This is a genomic window from Chthonomonas sp. (assembly GCF_035294165.1).
In the GTDB taxonomy this organism is placed as follows: domain Bacteria; phylum Armatimonadota; class Chthonomonadetes; order Chthonomonadales; family Chthonomonadaceae; genus Chthonomonas.
In genome coordinates this window covers 1-19797 of sequence record NZ_DATGLN010000081.1, presented here as the reverse complement: position 1 = coordinate 19797, position 19797 = coordinate 1, and the positions used below count along the sequence as shown (strand labels likewise).

General features: G+C 57.2%; 19 protein-coding genes. 9 read left to right on the top strand and 10 right to left on the bottom strand.

Going from position 1 to position 19797, the window contains the following annotated elements:
• Positions 1-271: 271 nt before the first annotated feature.
• On the top strand, positions 272-550 hold the full coding sequence (locus VKV29_RS04350; protein ID WP_324200080.1) for a large ribosomal subunit protein bL28: 279 nt from the start codon (positions 272-274) through the stop codon (positions 548-550).
• Positions 551-604: 54 nt separating this feature from the next.
• Here VKV29_RS04350 and VKV29_RS04345 read toward each other — a convergent pair whose 3' ends face one another.
• The gene (locus tag VKV29_RS04345) at positions 605-880 is read right to left on the bottom strand and encodes a glutaredoxin family protein (RefSeq protein WP_324200079.1); all 276 of its coding nucleotides are present in this window, start codon (positions 878-880) and stop codon (positions 605-607) included.
• Positions 881-959: 79 nt separating this feature from the next.
• Positions 960-1745 carry a hypothetical protein gene (locus VKV29_RS04340; protein WP_324200078.1) on the bottom strand — a complete coding sequence of 262 codons (786 nt, stop codon included), beginning with the start codon at positions 1743-1745 and terminating at the stop codon, positions 960-962.
• Between the two features lie 296 nt (positions 1746-2041).
• On the opposite strand from VKV29_RS04340, the gene ychF reads away from it, so the two are divergent.
• Both ychF and VKV29_RS04330 read left to right on the top strand, forming a co-directional pair.
• Positions 2042-3145: a redox-regulated ATPase YchF gene (ychF, locus tag VKV29_RS04335; protein WP_324200077.1), complete on the top strand. Its 1104-nt coding sequence runs from the start codon at positions 2042-2044 to the stop codon at positions 3143-3145.
• 77 nt (positions 3146-3222) lie between these two features.
• Positions 3223-3831, top strand: a complete 609-nt coding sequence (locus VKV29_RS04330) for a response regulator (RefSeq protein WP_324200076.1) — start codon at positions 3223-3225, stop codon at positions 3829-3831.
• A 104-nt stretch (positions 3832-3935) separates the two neighbouring features.
• On the opposite strand, the gene VKV29_RS04325 is transcribed toward VKV29_RS04330, so the two are convergent.
• Genes VKV29_RS04325 through VKV29_RS04305 form a run of 5 tightly spaced genes read right to left on the bottom strand, consistent with a single transcriptional unit; the run spans position 3936 to position 8248 of the window.
• On the bottom strand, positions 3936-4892 hold the full coding sequence (locus tag VKV29_RS04325; protein ID WP_324200075.1) for a hydroxymethylglutaryl-CoA lyase: 957 nt from the start codon (positions 4890-4892) through the stop codon (positions 3936-3938).
• Positions 4893-4902: 10 nt separating this feature from the next.
• Complete coding sequence (locus tag VKV29_RS04320; RefSeq protein WP_324200074.1) at positions 4903-5385, bottom strand: DUF3592 domain-containing protein; 483 nt, start codon at positions 5383-5385, stop codon at positions 4903-4905.
• Positions 5382-5954 carry an acetyl-CoA carboxylase biotin carboxyl carrier protein subunit gene (locus VKV29_RS04315; RefSeq protein ID WP_324200073.1) on the bottom strand — a complete coding sequence of 191 codons (573 nt, stop codon included), beginning with the start codon at positions 5952-5954 and terminating at the stop codon, positions 5382-5384. Before VKV29_RS04315 ends, VKV29_RS04320 begins: the two co-directional genes overlap by 4 nt.
• 9 nt (positions 5955-5963) lie before the next feature.
• The gene (locus VKV29_RS04310; RefSeq protein ID WP_324200072.1) at positions 5964-7469 is read right to left on the bottom strand and encodes an acetyl-CoA carboxylase biotin carboxylase subunit; all 1506 of its coding nucleotides are present in this window, start codon (positions 7467-7469) and stop codon (positions 5964-5966) included.
• On the bottom strand, positions 7466-8248 hold the full coding sequence (locus tag VKV29_RS04305; protein ID WP_324200071.1) for an enoyl-CoA hydratase-related protein: 783 nt from the start codon (positions 8246-8248) through the stop codon (positions 7466-7468). The genes VKV29_RS04310 and VKV29_RS04305 overlap by 4 nt, the downstream gene beginning before the upstream one ends.
• 820 nt (positions 8249-9068) lie before the next feature.
• On the opposite strand from VKV29_RS04305, the gene VKV29_RS04300 reads away from it, so the two are divergent.
• Positions 9069-9830 (top strand): RNA polymerase sigma factor, encoded by a 762-nt coding sequence (locus tag VKV29_RS04300; RefSeq protein WP_324200070.1) that lies wholly within the window; start codon positions 9069-9071, stop codon positions 9828-9830.
• A gap of 2 nt (positions 9831-9832) precedes the next feature.
• Positions 9833-10870, top strand: coding sequence for a zinc-binding alcohol dehydrogenase (locus tag VKV29_RS04295; protein WP_324200069.1), 1038 nt, complete (start codon positions 9833-9835; stop codon positions 10868-10870).
• A 587-nt stretch (positions 10871-11457) separates the two neighbouring features.
• Here VKV29_RS04295 and VKV29_RS04290 read toward each other — a convergent pair.
• From VKV29_RS04290 to VKV29_RS04280, 3 genes are read right to left on the bottom strand one after another with little or no spacing between them, the layout of a single operon-like run.
• Positions 11458-12417 carry a hypothetical protein gene (locus tag VKV29_RS04290; RefSeq protein WP_324200068.1) on the bottom strand — a complete coding sequence of 320 codons (960 nt, stop codon included), beginning with the start codon at positions 12415-12417 and terminating at the stop codon, positions 11458-11460.
• Positions 12326-13612 carry a hypothetical protein gene (locus VKV29_RS04285; RefSeq protein ID WP_324200067.1) on the bottom strand — a complete coding sequence of 429 codons (1287 nt, stop codon included), beginning with the start codon at positions 13610-13612 and terminating at the stop codon, positions 12326-12328. The genes VKV29_RS04290 and VKV29_RS04285 overlap by 92 nt, the downstream gene beginning before the upstream one ends.
• A gap of 9 nt (positions 13613-13621) precedes the next feature.
• The gene (locus VKV29_RS04280) at positions 13622-15052 is read right to left on the bottom strand and encodes a CsgG/HfaB family protein (protein WP_324200066.1); all 1431 of its coding nucleotides are present in this window, start codon (positions 15050-15052) and stop codon (positions 13622-13624) included.
• A gap of 498 nt (positions 15053-15550) precedes the next feature.
• Here VKV29_RS04280 and VKV29_RS04275 point away from each other — a divergent pair, with 498 nt between their 5' ends.
• The 4 genes from VKV29_RS04275 to VKV29_RS04260 form a co-directional block, all read left to right on the top strand.
• Complete coding sequence (locus VKV29_RS04275; protein ID WP_324200065.1) at positions 15551-15985, top strand: response regulator; 435 nt, start codon at positions 15551-15553, stop codon at positions 15983-15985.
• 90 nt (positions 15986-16075) lie between these two features.
• A complete protein-coding gene (locus VKV29_RS04270) occupies positions 16076-18484 on the top strand; it encodes a PBP1A family penicillin-binding protein (protein ID WP_324200064.1) in 2409 nt (802 codons plus the stop codon).
• A gap of 716 nt (positions 18485-19200) precedes the next feature.
• Complete coding sequence (locus tag VKV29_RS04265; RefSeq protein WP_324200063.1) at positions 19201-19437, top strand: archaellin/type IV pilin N-terminal domain-containing protein; 237 nt, start codon at positions 19201-19203, stop codon at positions 19435-19437.
• Positions 19438-19516: 79 nt separating this feature from the next.
• A partial coding sequence (locus VKV29_RS04260) for a type II secretion system protein (protein ID WP_324200062.1) occupies positions 19517-19797 on the top strand: 281 nt, incomplete at its 3' end.

Here is a 19797-nt window from a genome sequence, read left to right as displayed (position 1 = left end):
CTCCGCAGCGCAAACACCACCACCTTTCAGCCGAGGAGATAGAGGTAAAAAGAGGAGGTGCCCGTCGGCGTCTGATGCCTATGAGGAGCTTGCTCCGCCTCCACCACAGGAAGGAGGTCTTTCACGAGATGCCATTCTCATGCATCCCGTTGACAAGCTTTATTAGCAAAAGGGCTTGGGCCTTATCCGCAAGCATCGCTCTTGACACGGTAACCTGCGCTACGGTATACTGCCCCAAGTCGAACAACGGGTTCTATTAAGGAGAAGTTTCATGTCGCGCGTATGTCAGGTGTCGGGCGTTGGGCCGATGAAAGGCCACCGCAAGCGGCATCCCCATAGTGGAGCGTGGAAACTGCGGGCACCCAAAAAGAACCATACCTTTGTGCCGAACCTGCAAACCGTCACCGTGCCGACGCCGGAAGGCAAGGTTCGACTGAAGGTTACCACCAGCGTGCTCACCAGTCGCGAGTTTCAAGACTATCTCAGCGGCGTAAAACCCTTGCCCGAAGAGATTATCAAGAAAGCGCGCCCGCGCTCTAAAAAAAAGTAGTTTCCCCTTTCAACAAAAGCTCCTGCAGTTGCAGGAGCTTTTTCTCTGGGGTGCCTATTCCTCACCTGCACCACGTCTTGCCTTGTAGTCCGCCAAAGTTTTGCGGAGCACCTCATCCGAAGGCTCTATTAACACCACCCGCTCCTCCGGCAAGGCCTCAATAAGAATGGTGGGCACCTTGCCCACACCTCCATTGAAAGCGCGCATAGCCTCTTCGGCGCAGGGCACCTTCTCGATATCTATCTCCACAAAATCAACCTCAGCTTCCTTTAAAATCTGGCGTGCGCGAAGACAGTCCGGACACCACGCTGTGCTGTAAACAACGATCAATCTCTTTTCATCCCCTAACCTATAGCCCTAAAACAACCCTCACCCTCCTTATACGTCTCTACAGCCCCAAAGAGCGTTCCTACACGTGCGATGGCGCCTCGTCACGCACGGTTACCTGAGCGCCTAAGGCCTCAAGCTCCCGCCTTAAACTCTCCGCCTCTAACGCGGGAATGTCGAATGCGACGATAAGCGGGGTTGTCTGCGAGGTCGTCTGTAGCAACATCCGTGCCTGCTCCTCATTCACCCCCATCTCTCGACGCAAAATGGCGATAAGCTGCCGCTCGGCAGAGGGCGGATAGGCACGCATCAACACCGTTTGGTTGGCCGCCCCCAAACGAACCGCAGGAGCCTGTGCCCGTGCCAAAATCGAGTCTGGCAGCGGCTCCGATTCCTTTGCCTTCTTGGGATGCACCGGAATAGATAGCCCACACCGATCACAAATATAGTGGTCGGCAATTGAAGCCACCTTGTAATCCACGTTGCATTTGGGGCAGGCAACAATGGTGATCGGAACCATGTGGCCGTCTTGATAGTAGATCGTCCGCTTGCAGTGCTCGCAGATGAAATCCTCCATCGGCGGCTCCACAAGCACGTTCACCTCTTCACAGTAGGGACAGGTCACCTGAGAGCCTTTAATACGGCTCAGGCGCAGCAGATAGAGGGCCGGGATCAACACCACCAACGTGCCAAGCACCAACAGCACCAAGAGGGCCTCATCCGCCGCATGTCTTTCGCTTGCCGGCAGGGCATCGCGAATCATCCTTCCGATCACCAGCAATACCGCTAGCACGATAGCCCTTTTTACGACGCTGATAACCGCAGCCGTGTACTCCTCTTCCTTCAGCTCGGAAACGAGTTTTGCCATTTTTTTCCTCCTTCTTGGAAGGACACAGGGAAGAACCCACCACTTACAGGCTCTTCCAACAGCAGCGAACCGACCGGATAATACTTATTGGACGTTACAACTTCGCCCACGTTTCAGAAATTCGCGAAAAGCCTGGTCGAAGACTTCCAAAACGGTGCCGACGTTAAAGAACAATCAAGAACAGTATAGCGCTTCGATGCGCCTTTGTCAAGCGGATTTTTTATAAAAGGAGACCCCCATAGGGTAGACTATACGTCTGAAATCGTTTTCTTTGAGGAGTTTGCAGCCGCCATCCCATGAAAGTCGGCATCATCGGTCTGCCACAAACAGGCAAAACAAGCCTCTATAACGCCCTTACCCGCTCCAACGTGAACTTAGGTCAGTTCGACCCCAAACAGATTCACGTGGGGGTTGTTGCGGTGCCCGATCCGCGTTTCGACTATGCCGTAGAGAAATGCCGCCCTAAGAAGGCCACCCCGGCGACCATTGAGTTTACCGAGGGCGGGCCACGCATCGAAACGGGTGGGCCTGCAGGCCGAACTACCAAATTTGGAACCGACTTCTTTGCCCATGTGCGCCTTATGGACGCTCTTGTGCTGGTGGTGCGTGCTTTTGAGGACGAACGGGTGCCGCCGCCGGAAAACGGCCTTAACCCGCTGCGCGAGGCCCAACAGGTGCAGGAGGAGCTGATCTTTGCCGATCTTATGGTGATAGAGGGGCGCCTTGAACGGCTTGAGAAAGCGCGCCAACAAAAGCGTCAAAATCCCGCCGAGGCGGTTGAATATGAGGTACTGCAACGCCTCAAAGCCCATCTTGAAACCATGCAGCCGGTTCGCACCTTTCCGCTTACCCCAGAAGAAGAGCGGGCGCTGCGCAGCTACGCTTTTGTCTCCGGCAAGCCGCTGCTGCTTGTGGCCAATATCAGCGAAAACCAGGTCGGGCAAGAGAAGCCCGAATCCCTTGCGCCCCTCGCACACTTCGCCGCAGAGCAGCATCTGCCGCTCATTCCGCTCTGCGCCCGTGCCGAGATGGAAGTCGCCCAAATGGCTCCCCAAGAAGAACAGGAGTTCCTGCAAGCGCTTGGCATCGCCGAACCGGCTCGAAATCGCCTTATCCGCGCCGCCTATGAAGCGCTAGGCCTGATCAGCTTCTTTACGGTGGGTGAGGATGAGGTACGTGCCTGGACGATCCCTCAAGGCAGCAACGCCGTTGGAGCCGCCGAAAAGATTCACTCCGACCTTGCCCGCGGTTTCATCCGCGCCGAGGTCATCGCCTTCGACGATTTCCGTTCCGCAGGGGGCTGCTGGGAAGAGGCCAAAGCTGCCGGAAAGATGCGCCTCGAAGGCAAAGAGTATATCGTGAAAGATGGCGATATCGTGCACATTCGTTTTAAAGTGTAACCGCTGCAACGATAAACGGAACGAGGGTTCCATCCGTAAAGAATACGTCACCCGCAAAGCTGGCTTTAGGAGAGAGCATGCTAGACGTAAAAATACTCATCGCAGAGGACGACGCGCTGCAGCGTCTCGACCTGAAACGGATGCTGGAGCAGCTCGGCCACTGCGTTGTTGGGGAGGCTGAGGATGGTGAACAGGCTTGCCGACTGGCGCGCAGCCTTCGCCCCGACCTCACCATCCTCGACATCATGATGCCCAAAATCGGCGGGCTTGAAGTGGCAGAGATACTCAGTAAAGAGCGCCTCTGCCCCGTGCTTATGCTCACCGCCTATAGCGATGCCCCCATGATCGAGAAGGCCTGTAAGGCCGGTGTGCTGGCCTATCTGGTTAAGCCCTATCGCCAACAGGAGCTTCAACCGGCCATCACCATCGCTATCGCCCGCTACCGCGAGCTTCTCGCACTTGAAGGCGCCTTAGAAAGCACCCGCGAAGAGCGCGAACTTATGGAGCTGATGGCCAAAGCGCAACGCGCACTGATGCAACTGCATGAACTTACCGAAAGAGAGGCCGAGCGGCGCCTACAGGCGCTTGCGCTCTCCTCCGGCCGCTCCATGCGCGAGGTAGCCGAAGCGGTTCTCCTTGCCTACGAAACGACCTCTGTCTCTCCCAAAAAGGGGCGTCGCGCCTAGGTCGGTCAACCCCTGAAGGAGTGTGCCGTGCGCAGCACCGTCGGCCTGTAAGGGCTACCCTATTGTGAGCGCCATATTTTGTTGGGCAGGCACAAGGCCTGCCCCTACGATATTATTTTCATCATCGAACGCAGATACCGCCCGGGTAGCAACTTGCCCAAAGAACTCTCCAAATAGCGCGAAGCCTCTGCCACCTTCGCCAAATTGACATCGCTCTCCATGTGCATGCCCTGCAAAAGCACCAGTAAGTCCTCGGTTGCCACATTCCCTGCAGCGCCCGGAGCAAAGGGGCACCCACCCGCCCCGCCAGAAGCCGCGTCAAAGGTGGCAACGCCTAGCTCCAGACTCGCCAACACGTTCGCAAGGGCCAAACCCCACGTGTCGTGAAAATGCATTGCCGTGCGCTCCAACGGTAAGATGGGCGCAAGAACCTCCAGCAACTGCACCACATCGGTGGGCGCCGCATGGCCGATGGTGTCGGCTAACGAAACCTCATCAACCCCAATCTCCAACAACGACTCCACCACAGCACGCACCTGCATAGGCGACACACGCCCCTCATAAGGACAGTAAAAAGCTGTAGAAACGTAGCCGCGCACGCGAACCGCCTCAGGCCGAGCCATCTGACAAATCGCCCGAATCTCCTCGATGGCCTCCTTCATCCCCATGCCGATATTGCGCAGAGAAAAGGTTTCGCTGGCCGCGGCTAAAACAGCAACGGATCGAACGCCGGCGGCCAACGCCCGCTCTAGCCCGCGCCGGTTGGGCACCAGCCCCGTGTAACGCACTTTTTCAGAAAAACGAAGCTGCCCGCAGAGCGCCTCGGCATCGGCCAACTGGGGCACACGTTTTGGACTAACAAAAGAGGTGATCTCGATTTCACTAAGCCCCGACTCCGAAAGTAGCGCGATATATCGCGCCTTCACCTCCGTGGGCAAAACAAGCGATTCGTTCTGAAGACCATCTCGCGGCCCAACCTCTACCACCCGAACCCGCCGAGGCATTTCGGCAAAATGTTGTCCCACCGCCCGCACCCGCTCTAAAAGGCCGTTTGCTTGCATAAACCCTCCGTCACTGCTGGGCTTTCCTCTGTTTACGCAGCCGCGTGATACGAAACAACACAAGAACACCGGCTATTCCGTTGGCGATCTGCAAAATGCGCCAATACTGCACCAGACCAGAAGCCCACCTGAGCACATCCGATAACGCCAATTCGGATTGAGAAGGGGACTGGGGAAGATAGAGCACAGGCGTAACATGGCCAACTACCAGTGTGCTAAACGTTTCGGGCGATACCGGGCTTTTACCCGTGTAAGTGCGATCCGACACGGTATAGCGAAAAGCGACGATATCGCCCGACGTCGTGACCCGTTTCGCAGTGATCGTCGCCATGGTTTGCACCCCCTGCTTTAGCAGCAGACGGAAACGTTGCGCTCGCACCTCTACGGCATGAATGGAAAACTGCAGCACCCCGATGACGAATACAAACAGAAACAGGAAAATGATATAGCCGAGCAGGAGCCGCTTTTTGCTAGTACCAGGGACGGCGATCATTCGTCCACCAACTCCACCAGCGGCTCTCCATGCGATACCAACTGTCCCGCCTGCACCCATAACCGCTTCACCTGCCCGGCACAAGGCGCCCCGATACGCATTACCACTTTCATGGCCTCAAGCACCAACAGCGGCTGCTCCTTCTCCACAACCTGCCCTGCGCTTACCAACACCTCCGAAACCACACCCACCATCGGCGCCCGCACAAGTCCGGCCTCCTCCTCAAGGCCCACGCCCTTCCCCTCAGTTGCACTTTCCCCATAAGTCTGCAACCTACTCCCTTCTTCCACCACCCGTGCAAAGAGATAGACTCGCCCTTTCCAAGATACCGCTATGCGCCCGTCTAGGTCAACAACCGGCACGCGCAGGAGCCGTTCGGGTTGCCCTGTGGCATCGCACAGCGCGATCTCAACCCAAGGCACCGTTTGGGTCGCCATCTCCACTCTTCGTAAGCGCACCCGATAGATTTGCCCGTTCGGCAGCGTAACCCTATAGATTTCGCCTTCTGCCTCAACATTGAGGTTGAGTATATTCTCCGATTCCTCTTCCAAACGATAGCTATAACGCATAGACATCCCTTATGTGTTTCGCCAGCGCCCCACCGTGTACCACGGGCTTAACGGCTTTTGAGAATTCAAGAGCGAGGCACCGCGCAAAGCAGGCACACGGTCGCCTTCAAGGCTCGTCGCCGCTAAGGCCAACAGCACCTCCTCGGGTGGCTCGGCAAACGCTTTCCATTCGGTAAAATGCTCCTCAAGAAAACGGGTTGAGAGATCGCCCTCACGAAACGCACGATGGCGGATAATGTCGAGCAGGTAAGCGAGATTCGTCTTGACGCCCACCCCATGCGTCTCCATGAGAGCACGCTCAAGCCGAGCTAAAGCCTCGGCCCGCGTTTTCCCAAAAGCGATGATCTTGGCCAACAGAGGGTCGTAGTAAGGAGAAACAAAGCTACCCGTCTCCAGAGCAGTATCCACCCGTATTCCTGGCCCTTCGGGCGCCTGCCAAAATCGCACCGTCCCCGGCGAGGCCAGAAAATGGTTTGCCGGGTCTTCGGCGCAAAGGCGCACCTCTATGGCGTGCCCCATTAAGGAGATATCCTCTTGCGCATAGGGCAGAGGAAGCCCCTGAGCCACATGAAACTGAAGCCGCACCAGGTCTAAGCCGGTCACCGCCTCTGTCACCGGATGCTCTACCTGGAGGCGTGTGTTGACCTCCAAAAAGTAGAACCGGGGTTCCGCGGCGTTCGCCTCCACCAGAAATTCCACCGTGCCGGCCCCAACGTAGTTCGCCGCCTTGGCAATGCGCACGGCCGCCTCGGTCAACGCCTCGCGCAAAGTGGCATTAACACCGCAGGAAGGACTCTCCTCGACGATCTTTTGGTAACGGCGCTGAACCGAGCACTCCCGTTCAAACAGATGGATCACGTTGCCCTGAAAATCGCCTAAAATCTGCACCTCCACATGACGGGCGCGTGGAATGTAGCGTTCGAGGAAGATTCGTTCGTCCCCAAAAGCCGCCAGAGCCTCGCTTCGTGCGGCCGCAAGCGCCTCCGGCAGTTGCACCAAATCCGAAACGATCCGCATGCCCCGCCCGCCGCCACCGCCGGCCGCTTTGAGGATAAGCGGCGTGCCGATGCGCTTTGCCTCTCTCAGAAGCCGACGTTCCGACATATCGTCCTCTGTATAACCGGGCACGGTGGGCACAGCTATTCGTTCTGCAAGGGCGCGTGCCGCGCATTTGTCTCCCAGTTGCCGAATGGTCTCGGGCGAAGGCCCCACAAAAGTCAACCCCTGCGCTCGGCAAGCGGCGGCAAAATCGGCATTCTCGGAGAGAAACCCGTAGCCGGGGTGCACCGTGTCGGCACGAGCATGGTGTGCTACCTGCAGCAGACGCTCTATATTGAGGTAGCTCTCACGGGCCGGCGCCGGCCCTAAAAGGTGGGCTTCATCGCTCAAAGCCACATGCAGGGCATCGCGATCCGCCTCTGAATAGACGGCAATAGTGTGAAACCCCATCTCTTTGCAGGTGCGCAAGATGCGCACCGCGATCTCACCGCGATTGGCTATCAGCACCCGCTTCACGACAGTGTCTCGTGGAAGGAGGGGCGCCGCTTTTCGAGAAAAGCCTGAAAGCCCTCTTTGGCCTCTTTGCTCATGCGCCGCTCCACCAGATAGGCGATCGTGAGATCGGCCGTTTCTGCCGAAGAGAACCCTTGCAGATGCGCCAGGAGCCGCTTCACGGCGGCAATGGCCTCCGGCCCGCATTGAAGAATGGCCTCGACTTTACGCACTACGGCCTCATCGAGAGAGTTTGGCATCACAACCTGCTGCACCAAACCGATGCGTAACGCCTCCGTCGCCGTAATGCGTTCACCGGTTACAAACAAAGCTCTGGCCGTCCCTAGCCCCACCTTTTGAACCACCCAAGGGGCGATGGTAGCCGGTATAAGCCCGATTCGCACCTCGCTGAACGCAAAAAACGCCTCCTCCGCTGCAATGGCGATATCGCAAACGGCCGCAAGCCCCGCCCCACCTCCTATGGCAGCACCGTGCACGCGGGCAATGGTAACACCGGGGAAGCTCGAGATCGTCTGAAACATCTGCTGTAAAGCCACGGCCTGTGCCCGTTGCGTGTCGAAATCGGCCTCTGTAAGTCGCTGCATCTCCTCAATGTCGGCTCCGGCACAAAAAGCAGGCCCTTCGCCTCTTAGCACCACCACACGCGCCTTCCCGGCCAACTGATGAAAAGTCCGCGTTAGGGCCGCGCTCATCTCACTGTTTAAGGCATTGCGCACCTTTGGGCGATTGAGCGTAATCGTCGCCAGCGTCCCACGTTGCTCCACATGCAAAAAGGTTCTCATATCCTCAAATTTCGCTCTCTACATCCCATCGAGCACTCCATTTTGATTGTTATGTTCTCTATTCATCCACGCTTCTCCTGCAGACTTCACCGGTAAAGCGACTGGCCTCTTTCCGCCACTCTTCCAAAACCCGAGGGCTTGGAGTGCGCAAGCTGCTTACCGGTCTCTACCCCTGTCCCTCAAGAGCGAGGGTGCTGCGCACTGCACCTTTCCCTTCACGCGTACCCCCTACAGCCCCACCCCCTTCCCCTACAAGCAAGCCCCCACCCCCACTCCCCCAATTTGGGAGAGGGGCACCTCGCGGTGGGCAACTCAGCGGCCTGAAAGGTTGTCTTAATCGTCTATCGCTCTGGCCGCTGCTGCGCCGTCTGTAAGACGAAAGGACGGGATAGGGGGCGAACAAGGCAGGCTTGCTTTGTCAATTGGCTCTAGAACCGTGAGATTGTCAGCCTCACCCCCTCAGAACGGGTGGGAAGTGAAACTTAAGATTTCTCGCCTTTGGCTCGAAATGACAGGTGTCTATCTCACCGGCTCCTCAAGGCCCCCACCCCCACTCCCCTCCCCCAATTTGGGAGAGGGGAGACCAATAAGCTTGATCGCGGTTTCCTTTGGTAGGCTTTTCTTTGAAAAATTAGCAAGATAGCCCCCTTTCTCCCGAATCGGGGGAAAGGACGGGATAGGGGGCGAACAAGGGAGGCTTGCTTGGTTAACTGCCTCTAGAACCTTGAGGTTGGCAGCCTCCACAGCCCCCACACCTTTGCCCTTGAACCTTTTTGTTAAAATAGGATACAAAATTCTACTATATGGAGAAGTAGGAAAGATGGCTCGCTCGTTACACAACCGGTTCGAAGGAGCGTTCGACCGTGCGCTTAAACCGCTCTATCGCCCGCTCTGCCGCTATGCAGCCAAACGTGTCGGCACACAAGACGCCGAAGATGTTGTGCAAGAAGCGCTTCTTGCCGCATGGAATGCACGCGACGACCGCGATGTCGTTCCCCCAGCTGCCGAATTTCTGGCCTGGCTTCGCCGGTTCGTGGACTACGCCTGTGCCGACCACCTTCGACGCCGCTTCCTCCACCCTGTCGAGACGCTTTCGGAAACGCAAGCAAACGCCATCGAACAGCGCCCGGCTCCGCCACCCCTTGCCGAACTGCTTCTCGGTTATCGCCAAGAGCTTTATCGCCTCCTTCAAACCGTGCCTCTCACACAACGCCAGCACTTTTGCCTCAGCGCCTGGCTCGACGGCAAAAGCCAGTTCCAAATCGCCGCAATTCTTCGCGTAGACCCCAAAACGGTATGGGAGCACCTCGATGCCGCCACGCGCAAACTGAGCCGAGCCATGAAAGCGGAACATATCGCCATCCTCGAAGTCTATTGCGCCGAAGTTCATCGCCCTATCTACCAAGCCCCGGAAACCGTAGGGGCGCGCCTCGCACGCGAAAAACTCGCTTCCCACACGCTCTCTTCATCCCCTAAAGCATCAGGCCCCGTCGCACAGGTCAAGTCATCTTCCTCTGCTAAAAGGCAGGACTCGGTTAGGCTGACGAAGAATATTCCGTCTAAACGAGCATCAAGGAGGTAGCGATGCCCAAAGAGATTGTGACGAAAACCGGTGAAGCCTTCTGGTTCCGCGAATACACCCTTCCCCCCCTTCAAAAAGATGAGGTGCGTGTTCAAGTCACTTTTGCCGCTCCCAAACATGGAACCGAGCTGAAGGCGATCACCGGCAGCGTTTTTGACCGCAAGCGATGGGATAAAACGCTGCGTATCTTCCTGCCAAAAGAGGAGCCTGCGCCGCCCCCTACCGAACGCACTATCGGCAATATGGTGGTGGGGACGGTCATCAAGGTCGGGGCAAATGTGGAACGTTGGAAAATCGGCGACCGCGTATTCGGATACGGCCCTGTGCGTGAAACTCATCAGGCCAAAGAAACCCACTGGCATGCCCTCGATACCCTCAGCCCAAGCGATGCCGTCTGTGTTGATCCGGCTCATGTTGCCTTTGTGGCCATTCGAGATGGCAACATCCGCGTTGGCGACGATGTGGCCATTTTCGGCTTGGGCGCCATCGGCCAAATGGCCGTTCAGATAGCCAAAGCTGCCGGGGCGCACGCGATTTTCGGCGTAGACCCCCTCGCCATTCGGCGTGATTGCGCAGAGCTTTACGGGGCGACGGCCACCTTCGATCCCACCGCCTGCGATGTGGGCTTAGCCATCAAACAGGCCACAAATGGTTACGGGGTGGATGTCTCTGTTGAGACCTCCGGCAGCGCTTCGGCCCTTCATCAGGCTATTCGCTGCCTGCGTCAGTGCGGAACCGTTGTGCATGTGCCCTGGGGGCCTCAGAACGCCACCGACCTACACCTCGATGAAGAGTTTCACCTCAATCGTCCCACCATCGTGGGCAGCCAAGCCTGGGAGGGCTGGGGCAACCCCGATCGCTCTTATCCTTTATGGACTCCGCAACGCGCTTTCGAGGCCACGATAGCGCTTTTCCGCAAAAAACTCCTTTCCGGCGCCGGCGTCGTAAACCCCATCCTCTCCTTTGCCGATGCCCCCTCTACTTTGTCCGATCTCTTTCATCATCCGGAACAGACCATCAAAGTGGGCATTCAATTTTGAGATCGGCGATTGAACGGGGAGATCAATCAGCTAAATAGCAGCTTCCTTTAACTATCAGTCTCTTCGCCAACCCTCCCTTCTGCACATCAAAAGCGACGGTGCTGCGCAGGGCACTTGCCCTCAACGGTTACTCCACCAATCATCACGATCAACCAACCTGCACCGTAGGGGCAGGCACAAGGCCTGCCCCAAAATGGCACAATCATCAATAGGGCAACCACCAGACTTGCCCTACAGCCCCCCCGCCCCTCAAGGCCGACGCCCTCCCCCTCCCCCAATTTGGGAGAGGGGCACCTCACGGTGGGCGTCCTCGCGGACGGCGCCTTTGCGGCCTGTGTCGTTTCCTTCATCGCCTATTTCGCTGGCCGCTGCATCGCCGTGCGCTAGCACCTCCCGAATCGGGGGAAAGGACGGGATAGGGGGCGAACAAGGCTGGCTTGCTCTGCAAAACTGACTCTAGAACCATGAGATTGTCAGCCTCCACAGCCCCACCCCCACCCCTCCCCCTATAGGGGGAGGGAAGATCAACAGGTTAACTGGTTGTAGGCGTTGATAAGGAACGAAGGACTGCAGAGGAAGCCTCTTGCTTAATCCATCGGGTCTACCACGAAGATCACATGGAAGCGATCGAGAAAGCCGTCGCGCGCGTTAAGCCGTGCCAAACGCTCCGCGTCGGCCTGACTGAGCACCACGTCCGCATGTACCGGCGAGTTCGACCCGCCGATGGCGCGAAGAATAAGAGGATGTGAACCCGCCTCCGGCAGTTGCCGTGCCTGCGCGATACTATGGGCATACACCACAATGCCGTGCTCGATAACGAAGTTGGGGTCTACATTCACCGTTCCCCATACCTCCGTACCATCGGCAGCGTAGATTTTCGGCGACATATCTCGCTGAACCCGATAGCCTCGCGCATCAATAATGACCGATGTATAGGGTGTGCTGTCTTCATCCACTTGCGGTGGAATGTTCGGTGGCGAGACCACAGGCGGCAACGTGGTGCTGGGGGCCGGTACCGCTTCTGCTCCCGAAGTCCCCCTATCCCCATTCTCAGCAGCTCCTTCACCGTGAGGTATCAAGGCCGAACGAAAAGCCTCGGCCACACTCCCGTTGCCGTAGAGAGGTGCCGCCATCGTCACCTCCACCATGGCATCACGCCCCTCACGAATACGCCGCTCCGAAATGAAACGAGGGTGATGCAGCAGACCCTCTACCTCCGCGCGAATGGTGGCATCTCGCGCCATATACTCTTCACCGGTGGTTACAGCATCTATGTGCACATGATGGATGGCCATTAGCAGGTTGCGCATGGCGTCAAGAATGGCGTAGTCGCGCGCCTTGAGATAGGCCACAGCGTCATTGGAAGCGTTATTGGGAATAGCCCCAAGCCCCGTAGCGTAGATGGTGTTCTCCGTCCAGTCTATGGAGCCATGCGGCCCCACGCGCTCGATATCGTCATCGGCGCGCCGTGAGGCGGCGTAAAGACCCACCGGCACCACGAGCAGGCCGGCGAGCAAAATAGAGAGCAGACAACGTCCTTTTTTCATGAACCGACACTCCTTTCCGTAAAGAATAAGGCCCCTTCGATGCCGAAGAGGGCGCCTCTCGCGGGACCCGATAGACGAGGGCAGCCCCTTGCATAGAAACGAGTTTTAACGGAAGCCCCGGAATTTTGCCTAGGCGTAAAGCGACATCTTGCGTGGCCAAGCGCGAACGAAAGATTATGTTGTAACTATCGCCTCGATACTGCTGCCGAAGGACATCGCAAAACCCTCGCATGCCCTCTATCGCCTCGCATAGTCGGCTCTCTTTCGGCCTCGCTAACCCGATGACACGCAGGGCCACCGGATGGCCGTCTATGCGCTCTTTGGCCCAGCGAGCCGGTATCTCCTGTGTAAACAGCGTGCGACTCTGCTGCATCAACGCATCCACCACATTTTGAGCGGCCTGCTCGGCAGCCAGAACATCGCCTTGAAAACTAACCCCCTTTGCTTCCGCCTGGGCAGCAAACAGTGTTTCCAGGCTCCAAGGAGAGACGGCTGCAAGGGTAAGACGTGCTTGACATATGGCCACCACATCGCCCACATGATAGGGGCTTTGCGCATCGCCAAGCCGCACCGTCGGAACCAGTTGCAGTTGCCCCTGTAACACGATATCGGCCGGAGGAGTCTCCGCCAAATCGTAGCCGGCCGACCGCAGCTGCTGCACCAACTCTTGCCGAGCCACCTGGGCACAATCCGGCGCCGTAGGGCAGGCGATCCTCACCAAGAGACGGGGGTTTCCGAGGTCGTTGTAGGCATCACGAATATCGCTAAGCGATTGAATGGCGGAAAGCTTTGCCACATCGGCCTCGATCTGCAGGCAGAGGAGACGCCCGTTCGGGCCGGGAGCGATCTGCTCTACATGCACCGATTCGGGAACCAAACGCCACGAGCGGATGAACCCCGCCGTTTGATTCTCGATCTCGTCGTGCAGAGTTCGATAGTTCTCCCCGAAAGTACGCGCCCGAATGAAGGCCCCCGTCGCCATCTCCACCGCGTTGCGCTTGGCGTCCCAAACGGCCTCCTCTTCGGCTGCAGCTCCATCTATCCCTAAAGGCGCCATGCCGGAGGCGATTACATGCACGGTGGCGAGCGGAGAAGATGCCGGTTTTGAAGCGCTCGAGGCCGCAACCGCCGTGGGCGCCGCTTCCCTTTGAAGCCACAGGTGCATGCCGATGAAGATCGGAAGTAGGCAGAACATAGCTCCATCCTACCGATCGGCATCCACAAGGATGCAAACGTTCCAGTTCCACAGAAAATGATCGCGCCGATCTTCGGCCAAAATACGATCGGCATCGGTGCGAGAGATAATAATGTCGTCGCCCTGCACACGAAGCGCATCCACCCGCATGGGGTGCGCCCCGGCGCGACGTGTTTCTGCCTGAGTGTGGGCGTAGGAGGCCGTTCCCTCCACATCTACAAAGTCGGGGTCGGGCATGTGCTCCGGCGGCGGATAGACCAACCGCCCGTCCTCATCCAAAATGCGCAAGCTCATGTTGCGTTGCACAGGCATATTGCGCGCATCCACCAATAAACCGGTGAATTCTGGAGACGCTATATCAGAACCCCTCGCAGCGGAAGAACGCACGGAGGTGTTCTCCACAGGATCCGAATCCGCATCTGCAGGAGCTCCCGGCGCTCGCGACACGATAGTCCGTACAAAAAGCCATGTGGCCGGCTCTTGCGGGCGCAAAGGCTCGCCGGGCATCCAAAGCCCCTGTGCGAGCGCCGCATCCACATACGGGCGTGCCCAATAGGGTATCGCGCTCCCGTCGGCAAGCTGCTCCACCTCACGCCCCATGTCCGATATCTGATCAGGAGGAACAAGGGCGCGTACGATGGCAACAAGCGTGCGAAGGCGTGAAACCGGCGTATTTGGGTGGGTCATCGTGAACGATACTTTCCCAAAGCGCTGTAGATAGCGCACCAACTCCCCCTCGGTCACCACTCGATCGTCAGAGGGCCGTGCCCCCGCCTCTCCCATGGAAGCAGCACGGGAAGAAAGTGGTGATGGCAAAACAGCGCCCGACACGGTAGACGGCGAATCGGCCACCGTGCGTAGCTGTAAGGAACGATTCTCCGTGTCGGGGTCGAGCGGCAGGTCTTTCCCTGTGAGACGCAGGTGCAAAAGACGTGCCAAACGATTCACAAGCCCTAAAATATCGTTCGCAGGGCCGGCCACGTTGGCGGCCCCTCCAGGGCTAACGCGCCCCGTGTCCACGTTGAGCAACCGCACATTCAAAATGAGGCGATTGCCAACCTGCAGATAGCTGCCGACGATAAGGTGGTTCGCCCCAATAAGTCGCCCAACTTTTTGCACTTGCGGTTCGGTAAGCCCGGTTGCCTGTAACTTTAGCTCGGTCAACACACGGCTTATCTCGTCGCGTTCTACCATATGGAGGATGGGGGATTGGGCCAAATCGGTGAGCAGCGTATCGGCCAAAAAGCGGCCGAAATCTTTGTCTTTCCCAGAAAAGTCGGCTACGGCAATAATAAGTTCGGATGCATCGGCGCGAGTTGAGGGGCAAGGCTCCTGCCTTGAGGGGTCAACCGCATTGGGAGGGCTAGCCCTCGAAACCAAGCAAAGCCCACAAAGCAGCGCCAAGCCGATGCCGCATGGGAAGAGAGGCCACCGTGGCATATTGGATTCTCCTTTCTGAAAGCGCGTTTGAAGCGTGCCTCCGTTTGAACGTGTGGGGGTCTGCCCTTGGCCGTCCTTGTTCTATTCTGAAACGAACGGCGGTCAAGCAAGTGACACCCTAACAGAAAGTTTTTTAGTAGCTACCCCACCAGGCGTATCGTAACGTATCCTGGCGCTCAGCAGGCAGCCAGATTTATCCGAATTTCAGCCTCTTTCTATGCACTATTATAACCCTCTTTTCAACAAAACATAGTGTGTTTTTTGCAAAATTCAATGCGAACGATCAGTTTCTAAGAAGGAATCGAGGGGCCGACCTCCGAATATATTCGAGTATGCAGCCGTGGATGCAGAATCGCCGTGCCCTAAGGAAAGGGGCTTCCATCAACAAACGGCCAGGTTTCGGGCGTTCTGTTTCTCTGCATCATAATCCTCTCACCCGCGCCTTGGAACATGGCCCTAGAAGTAGTAAAGAAAGCGAGGTGCAGCAGGATGGCCGAGATGCCGCTTGCATCACGCACGTTGCTGGTGGTGGACGACGATCTGCAACAGACCGAACTCCTCCGGCAACTTATCTCACGGCATGGCTACCGGGTTCTTGCCGTGAGAAGCGCTCAAGAAGCGCTCGATCTCATCCGATGCTCCACGGAATCGATCGACCTCGTCATTACCGACATCACCATGCCGGACATGACCGGGCTTGAGTTAGCCAAACGACTTCTTGTAGAGCGCCCTGAACTGCCCATCATCCTCCTGAGTGGGATAGGGCTAGAGGGCGAAAGCACCGACTTTGAGGGACAGGACCCAGCCTTCGATATGGAGGCCGAATCGTTGCCCTCAAACGTCGTGGATAGGCTGCAAAAGCCCTACAGAAGCCGTCAACTGATAAGCCGTATCGAGCGGATTTTGGAGGAACGAAAACGCACCGATAACTAGCCTCTCTTGACAGGTTATGGCTCCTTCGCGAATAATGTCTGTATGACTAGGCGTGCAGCAAAAGCCGCTTCCGGGCAGGCAAAAGGAGGTTTGCGTGCCCACACTACCGTGCGGCGCAGCCCACGAGGGCGCATTAAAAACTTTCTGGCTCTCCTCTTCCTCATCGGGGAGCTTTTTGTCGCTGCACTGCTCATACTCGGGCTGGCGATCTTCTACCGCTTTTCGCGCGACCTGCCCAACGTTAACCTGCTATCCAGCCAATCCCTTGTCCCTGCCGCCACCTCCATCTGGTCAGAAGACGGCGTGCTCCTCGGCACCCTGCAGCAGATCAACCGTAAACCGGTTCCCCTTAACGAGGTCTCGCCCTTTCTGAAAGATGCCACTGTGGCTATTGAAGACCATCGCTTCTATCACCACTTCGGCATAGATATCGAGGGCATCCTGCGTGCGGCCTATATTGACCTCATCGGAGGCAACCCTACCCGCGAGGGTGCCAGCACACTAACCCAGCAGCTTGTGCGCAACGTGGGCATTTTCGGCCTTAGCCACCAGAAAAGCTACGCGCGCAAAATTCGCGAAGCCCTTATCGCCATACGCGTCGAACAGCTCTACAGCAAAGATGAAATCCTCGACCTCTACCTAAACAACGTCTATTATGGAGCCGGCGCCTACGGAGTCGAAGCCGCTGCACGCACCTATTTCGGTAAGTCGGCTGCCGACCTCGATCTCTCCCAGTCCGCTCTGCTTGCCGGGCTTCCTCAACTGCCCTCTGCCTACTCTCCCTTCGTGCATCCCGATCGCGCCATCGAACGCAGAGACGAGGTGCTCGATGCCATGCTCCGCTACGGCTACATCACCCGTGCCCAATACGAAGCCGCCAAATCGGAACAACTCCATTTCGCGACTCCGCCACGTGCCCGCAAAGGATATAACTTCAAAGCGCCCTATTTTGTCTGGTACATCCTCAACGACCTTATTCGTCGCTATGGCCTTGATTTCGTGGAATCGGGTCTTAAAATTCAAACCACTCTCAACTGGAAGATGCAACAGGCGGCAGAAAAGGCGTTGGAGCAGGGCCTGGAACGCGTCAGCTATACCGGTGCCAATCAAGGGTGCCTGGTGTGCCTCGATAACAGCAACGGCGCCATCCGTGCCATGGTAGGAGGCCGCAGTTTTCTGGCCAGCCAATTCAACATCGTAACCCAAGGGCTGCGCCAGCCCGGCTCTACCTTTAAACTGTTCGACTATGCCGCCGCCTTCGATACCGGTAAAGCGGACCTTAACACCACTTTTCGTGACGAACCCATCGTCTACCCTAACAGCCACAAACTGGTTCACGATTTTGAAAACTACACCGGCCGTAGCATGACCTGTAAGGAGGCCATCGCCCACTCGGTAAACACCATTGCCGTGCAGGTTGCGGAGTTGGTGGGCATTAAAACGGTCATCGCCTATGCCCACCGCATGGGCATCACCACCCCTATCGCCCCTTACTATCCCTCCGCTATCGGTGCCTCTGCCGTCCATCCTCTCGATCTCTGTGTGGCCTACTCGGTCGTCGCCAACAACGGCATCCTGCGCAAACCCATGGGGCTGCTGCGTGTTACCGATGCGGAGGGCAACATCGTGGAGGAGCATTTCCCCCAAGAGCAAGACGGCCTTTTGCGAAAATCCACTATCGATCAGCTCAATGAAGCCTTTGAGGCCGTAGTGACCGAGGGAACGGGCGTGGCCGCCCGTGGCGACGAGAGCAACGGCATTGTGCCCAATGCTCATGGAAAAACAGGCACCACCTCCGATTTCCGCGACGCCTGGTTCGCCGGCTACACGCCGGAGCTAACAACCGTCATCTGGTGCGGTAGGGTGCATCACGGACGCTATCGGCCCATGAGCAACGGCCAAGGCGGCATTGTATGCGCCCCTATCTGGCATGACTTCATGATCAAGGCGGTACCCCTCGAACAGAAGTATCTCGCGGCTCTCAACCCCGCTCCCCCCACCCCACAACCCAAGCCGGCGACACCTAAGCCGGCCGCGCAAACCCACCCCACTAAGCTTCAGCAACCCTCTACCCCATCCACGAATCCAACATCGTCGGCCCCCACTACCGCCCCCCCAACACCCCCTGCGCCCTCTGCTCCTAACCTTGCCAATCCACAACCGAACGGTGCCTCCCAGAACAACTCGAATGACCTATTGCCGCCTCCGGCTCCCGATATGCCCTCCAACGCCCCATCTAATCAGCTACCACCCCCTCAAAACACCGCCACGCCTCCATCACCCGCCTCCGCACCGCACCTCGCACCCAACCATGCGGCTCCCCCGCCAGCTCTATCGAAACGGAAGTCAGACCCCATGGTAACCGTCACTATCTGTGTCGACTCGCACGAAAAGGCCACCATCTGGTGCCCGGCCACCATCACCGTGCAGATGCCGGCCTCCCAAGCCCGCAAACTCAAAACCTGCACCCTCCACAAACCACCTCCCGGCGCCGGATGAATTCTAAAGCCCTACGACACTCTCGCGATTGCCTGTGATAAGCTTCGCTTTGGGAAATAACCACAGCAGCTCCCTTTCTCCTCAAGCCCCTCACCCTATCAGGGGAGGGAAGACCAGTAAGCCAACCATCGCTTTCCTCTGATAACCTTCCCTTCGAAACTAACCACAACCGCCCCCTTTCTCCCGGATCGGGGGAAAGGTCGGGATAGGGGGCGAACAAGACAAGCTCATTCTGCTAACTGCCTCTAGAACCGAAGTGATTGGCAGTTTCTACAGCCCCACCCCCTCAGAACGAGTGGGAAGTGAAACTCAAGATTTCTCGCCTTCGGCTCGAAATGACAGACGTCTATTTCACAAGAAATGACAGTCGTCTATCTCACCGGCTCCTCAAGGCCGACGCCCTTCCCCTCATCTGCGAAGACCGCTGCATAGCTGGCCGCGAGGGCGAAAAGAGGGGACAGGACGCAAACAAGGCCGGCCTGATTTTCCAAACGGCTCAAGAAATTTGCCCCTAGCCCCGCAAAGTTATCGTATATCGGCACCGTCTGCTGCAAAAAATCGCTATCCGAAATCCAGGCTCGCTCTTCCGATTGTAAAGTTTGTGCATTTACTGTTGACAGGGAGGTAGGCCCGTGTTATAATAAATACAGGATAACAAATGAGAATAGGATAGCGTGCTGTCCTATCGAAGCGTTACGCGACGGAGGTGAGGAGAATTGAACCTAAAAGAAAAATCGGTTTCTCCCGTAGTTGCAGCCATCATCATCCTTGTTATCATCGTCATTGCCGGGGCGCTGATCTACCACTATTCCGGCCCGCCTGCCCATTCCGGCATGACCCCTGAAATGGCTCAGCAACTCAAAAAGATGTTCGGCAACGGTGCCCCTGGCTCAGGTGGCGACACCCAAAGTCCCTATACAGCCCATCAACAGGCCGGTGCACCTCAACACTAACCGCCCTTGCCGACAGGGCAACTCTACTACATTAAAACCTAAAACATTATTAAAACCTAAAACATTAGGAGGGTTCGTTATGAAATCTCGTGGTTTTACGTTGATTGAGCTGCTTGTTGTCATCGCCATCATAGCGATTCTCGCAGCTATCCTGTTCCCCGTGTTTGCACAGGCACGTGAACAGGCCCGTACAAGCATGTGCCTCTCTAACATCAAGCAACTCAGCCTTGGTGCCCAGATGTACACCCAGGACTACGACGAGCGCTTCCCTTCGTGGAACTGGCCGTTCTTCTGCAATGGAGGCAATAACGGGGCCCCGCGCGACTCGGCAGCCTTCTGGACTATGGCCATCTACCCCTA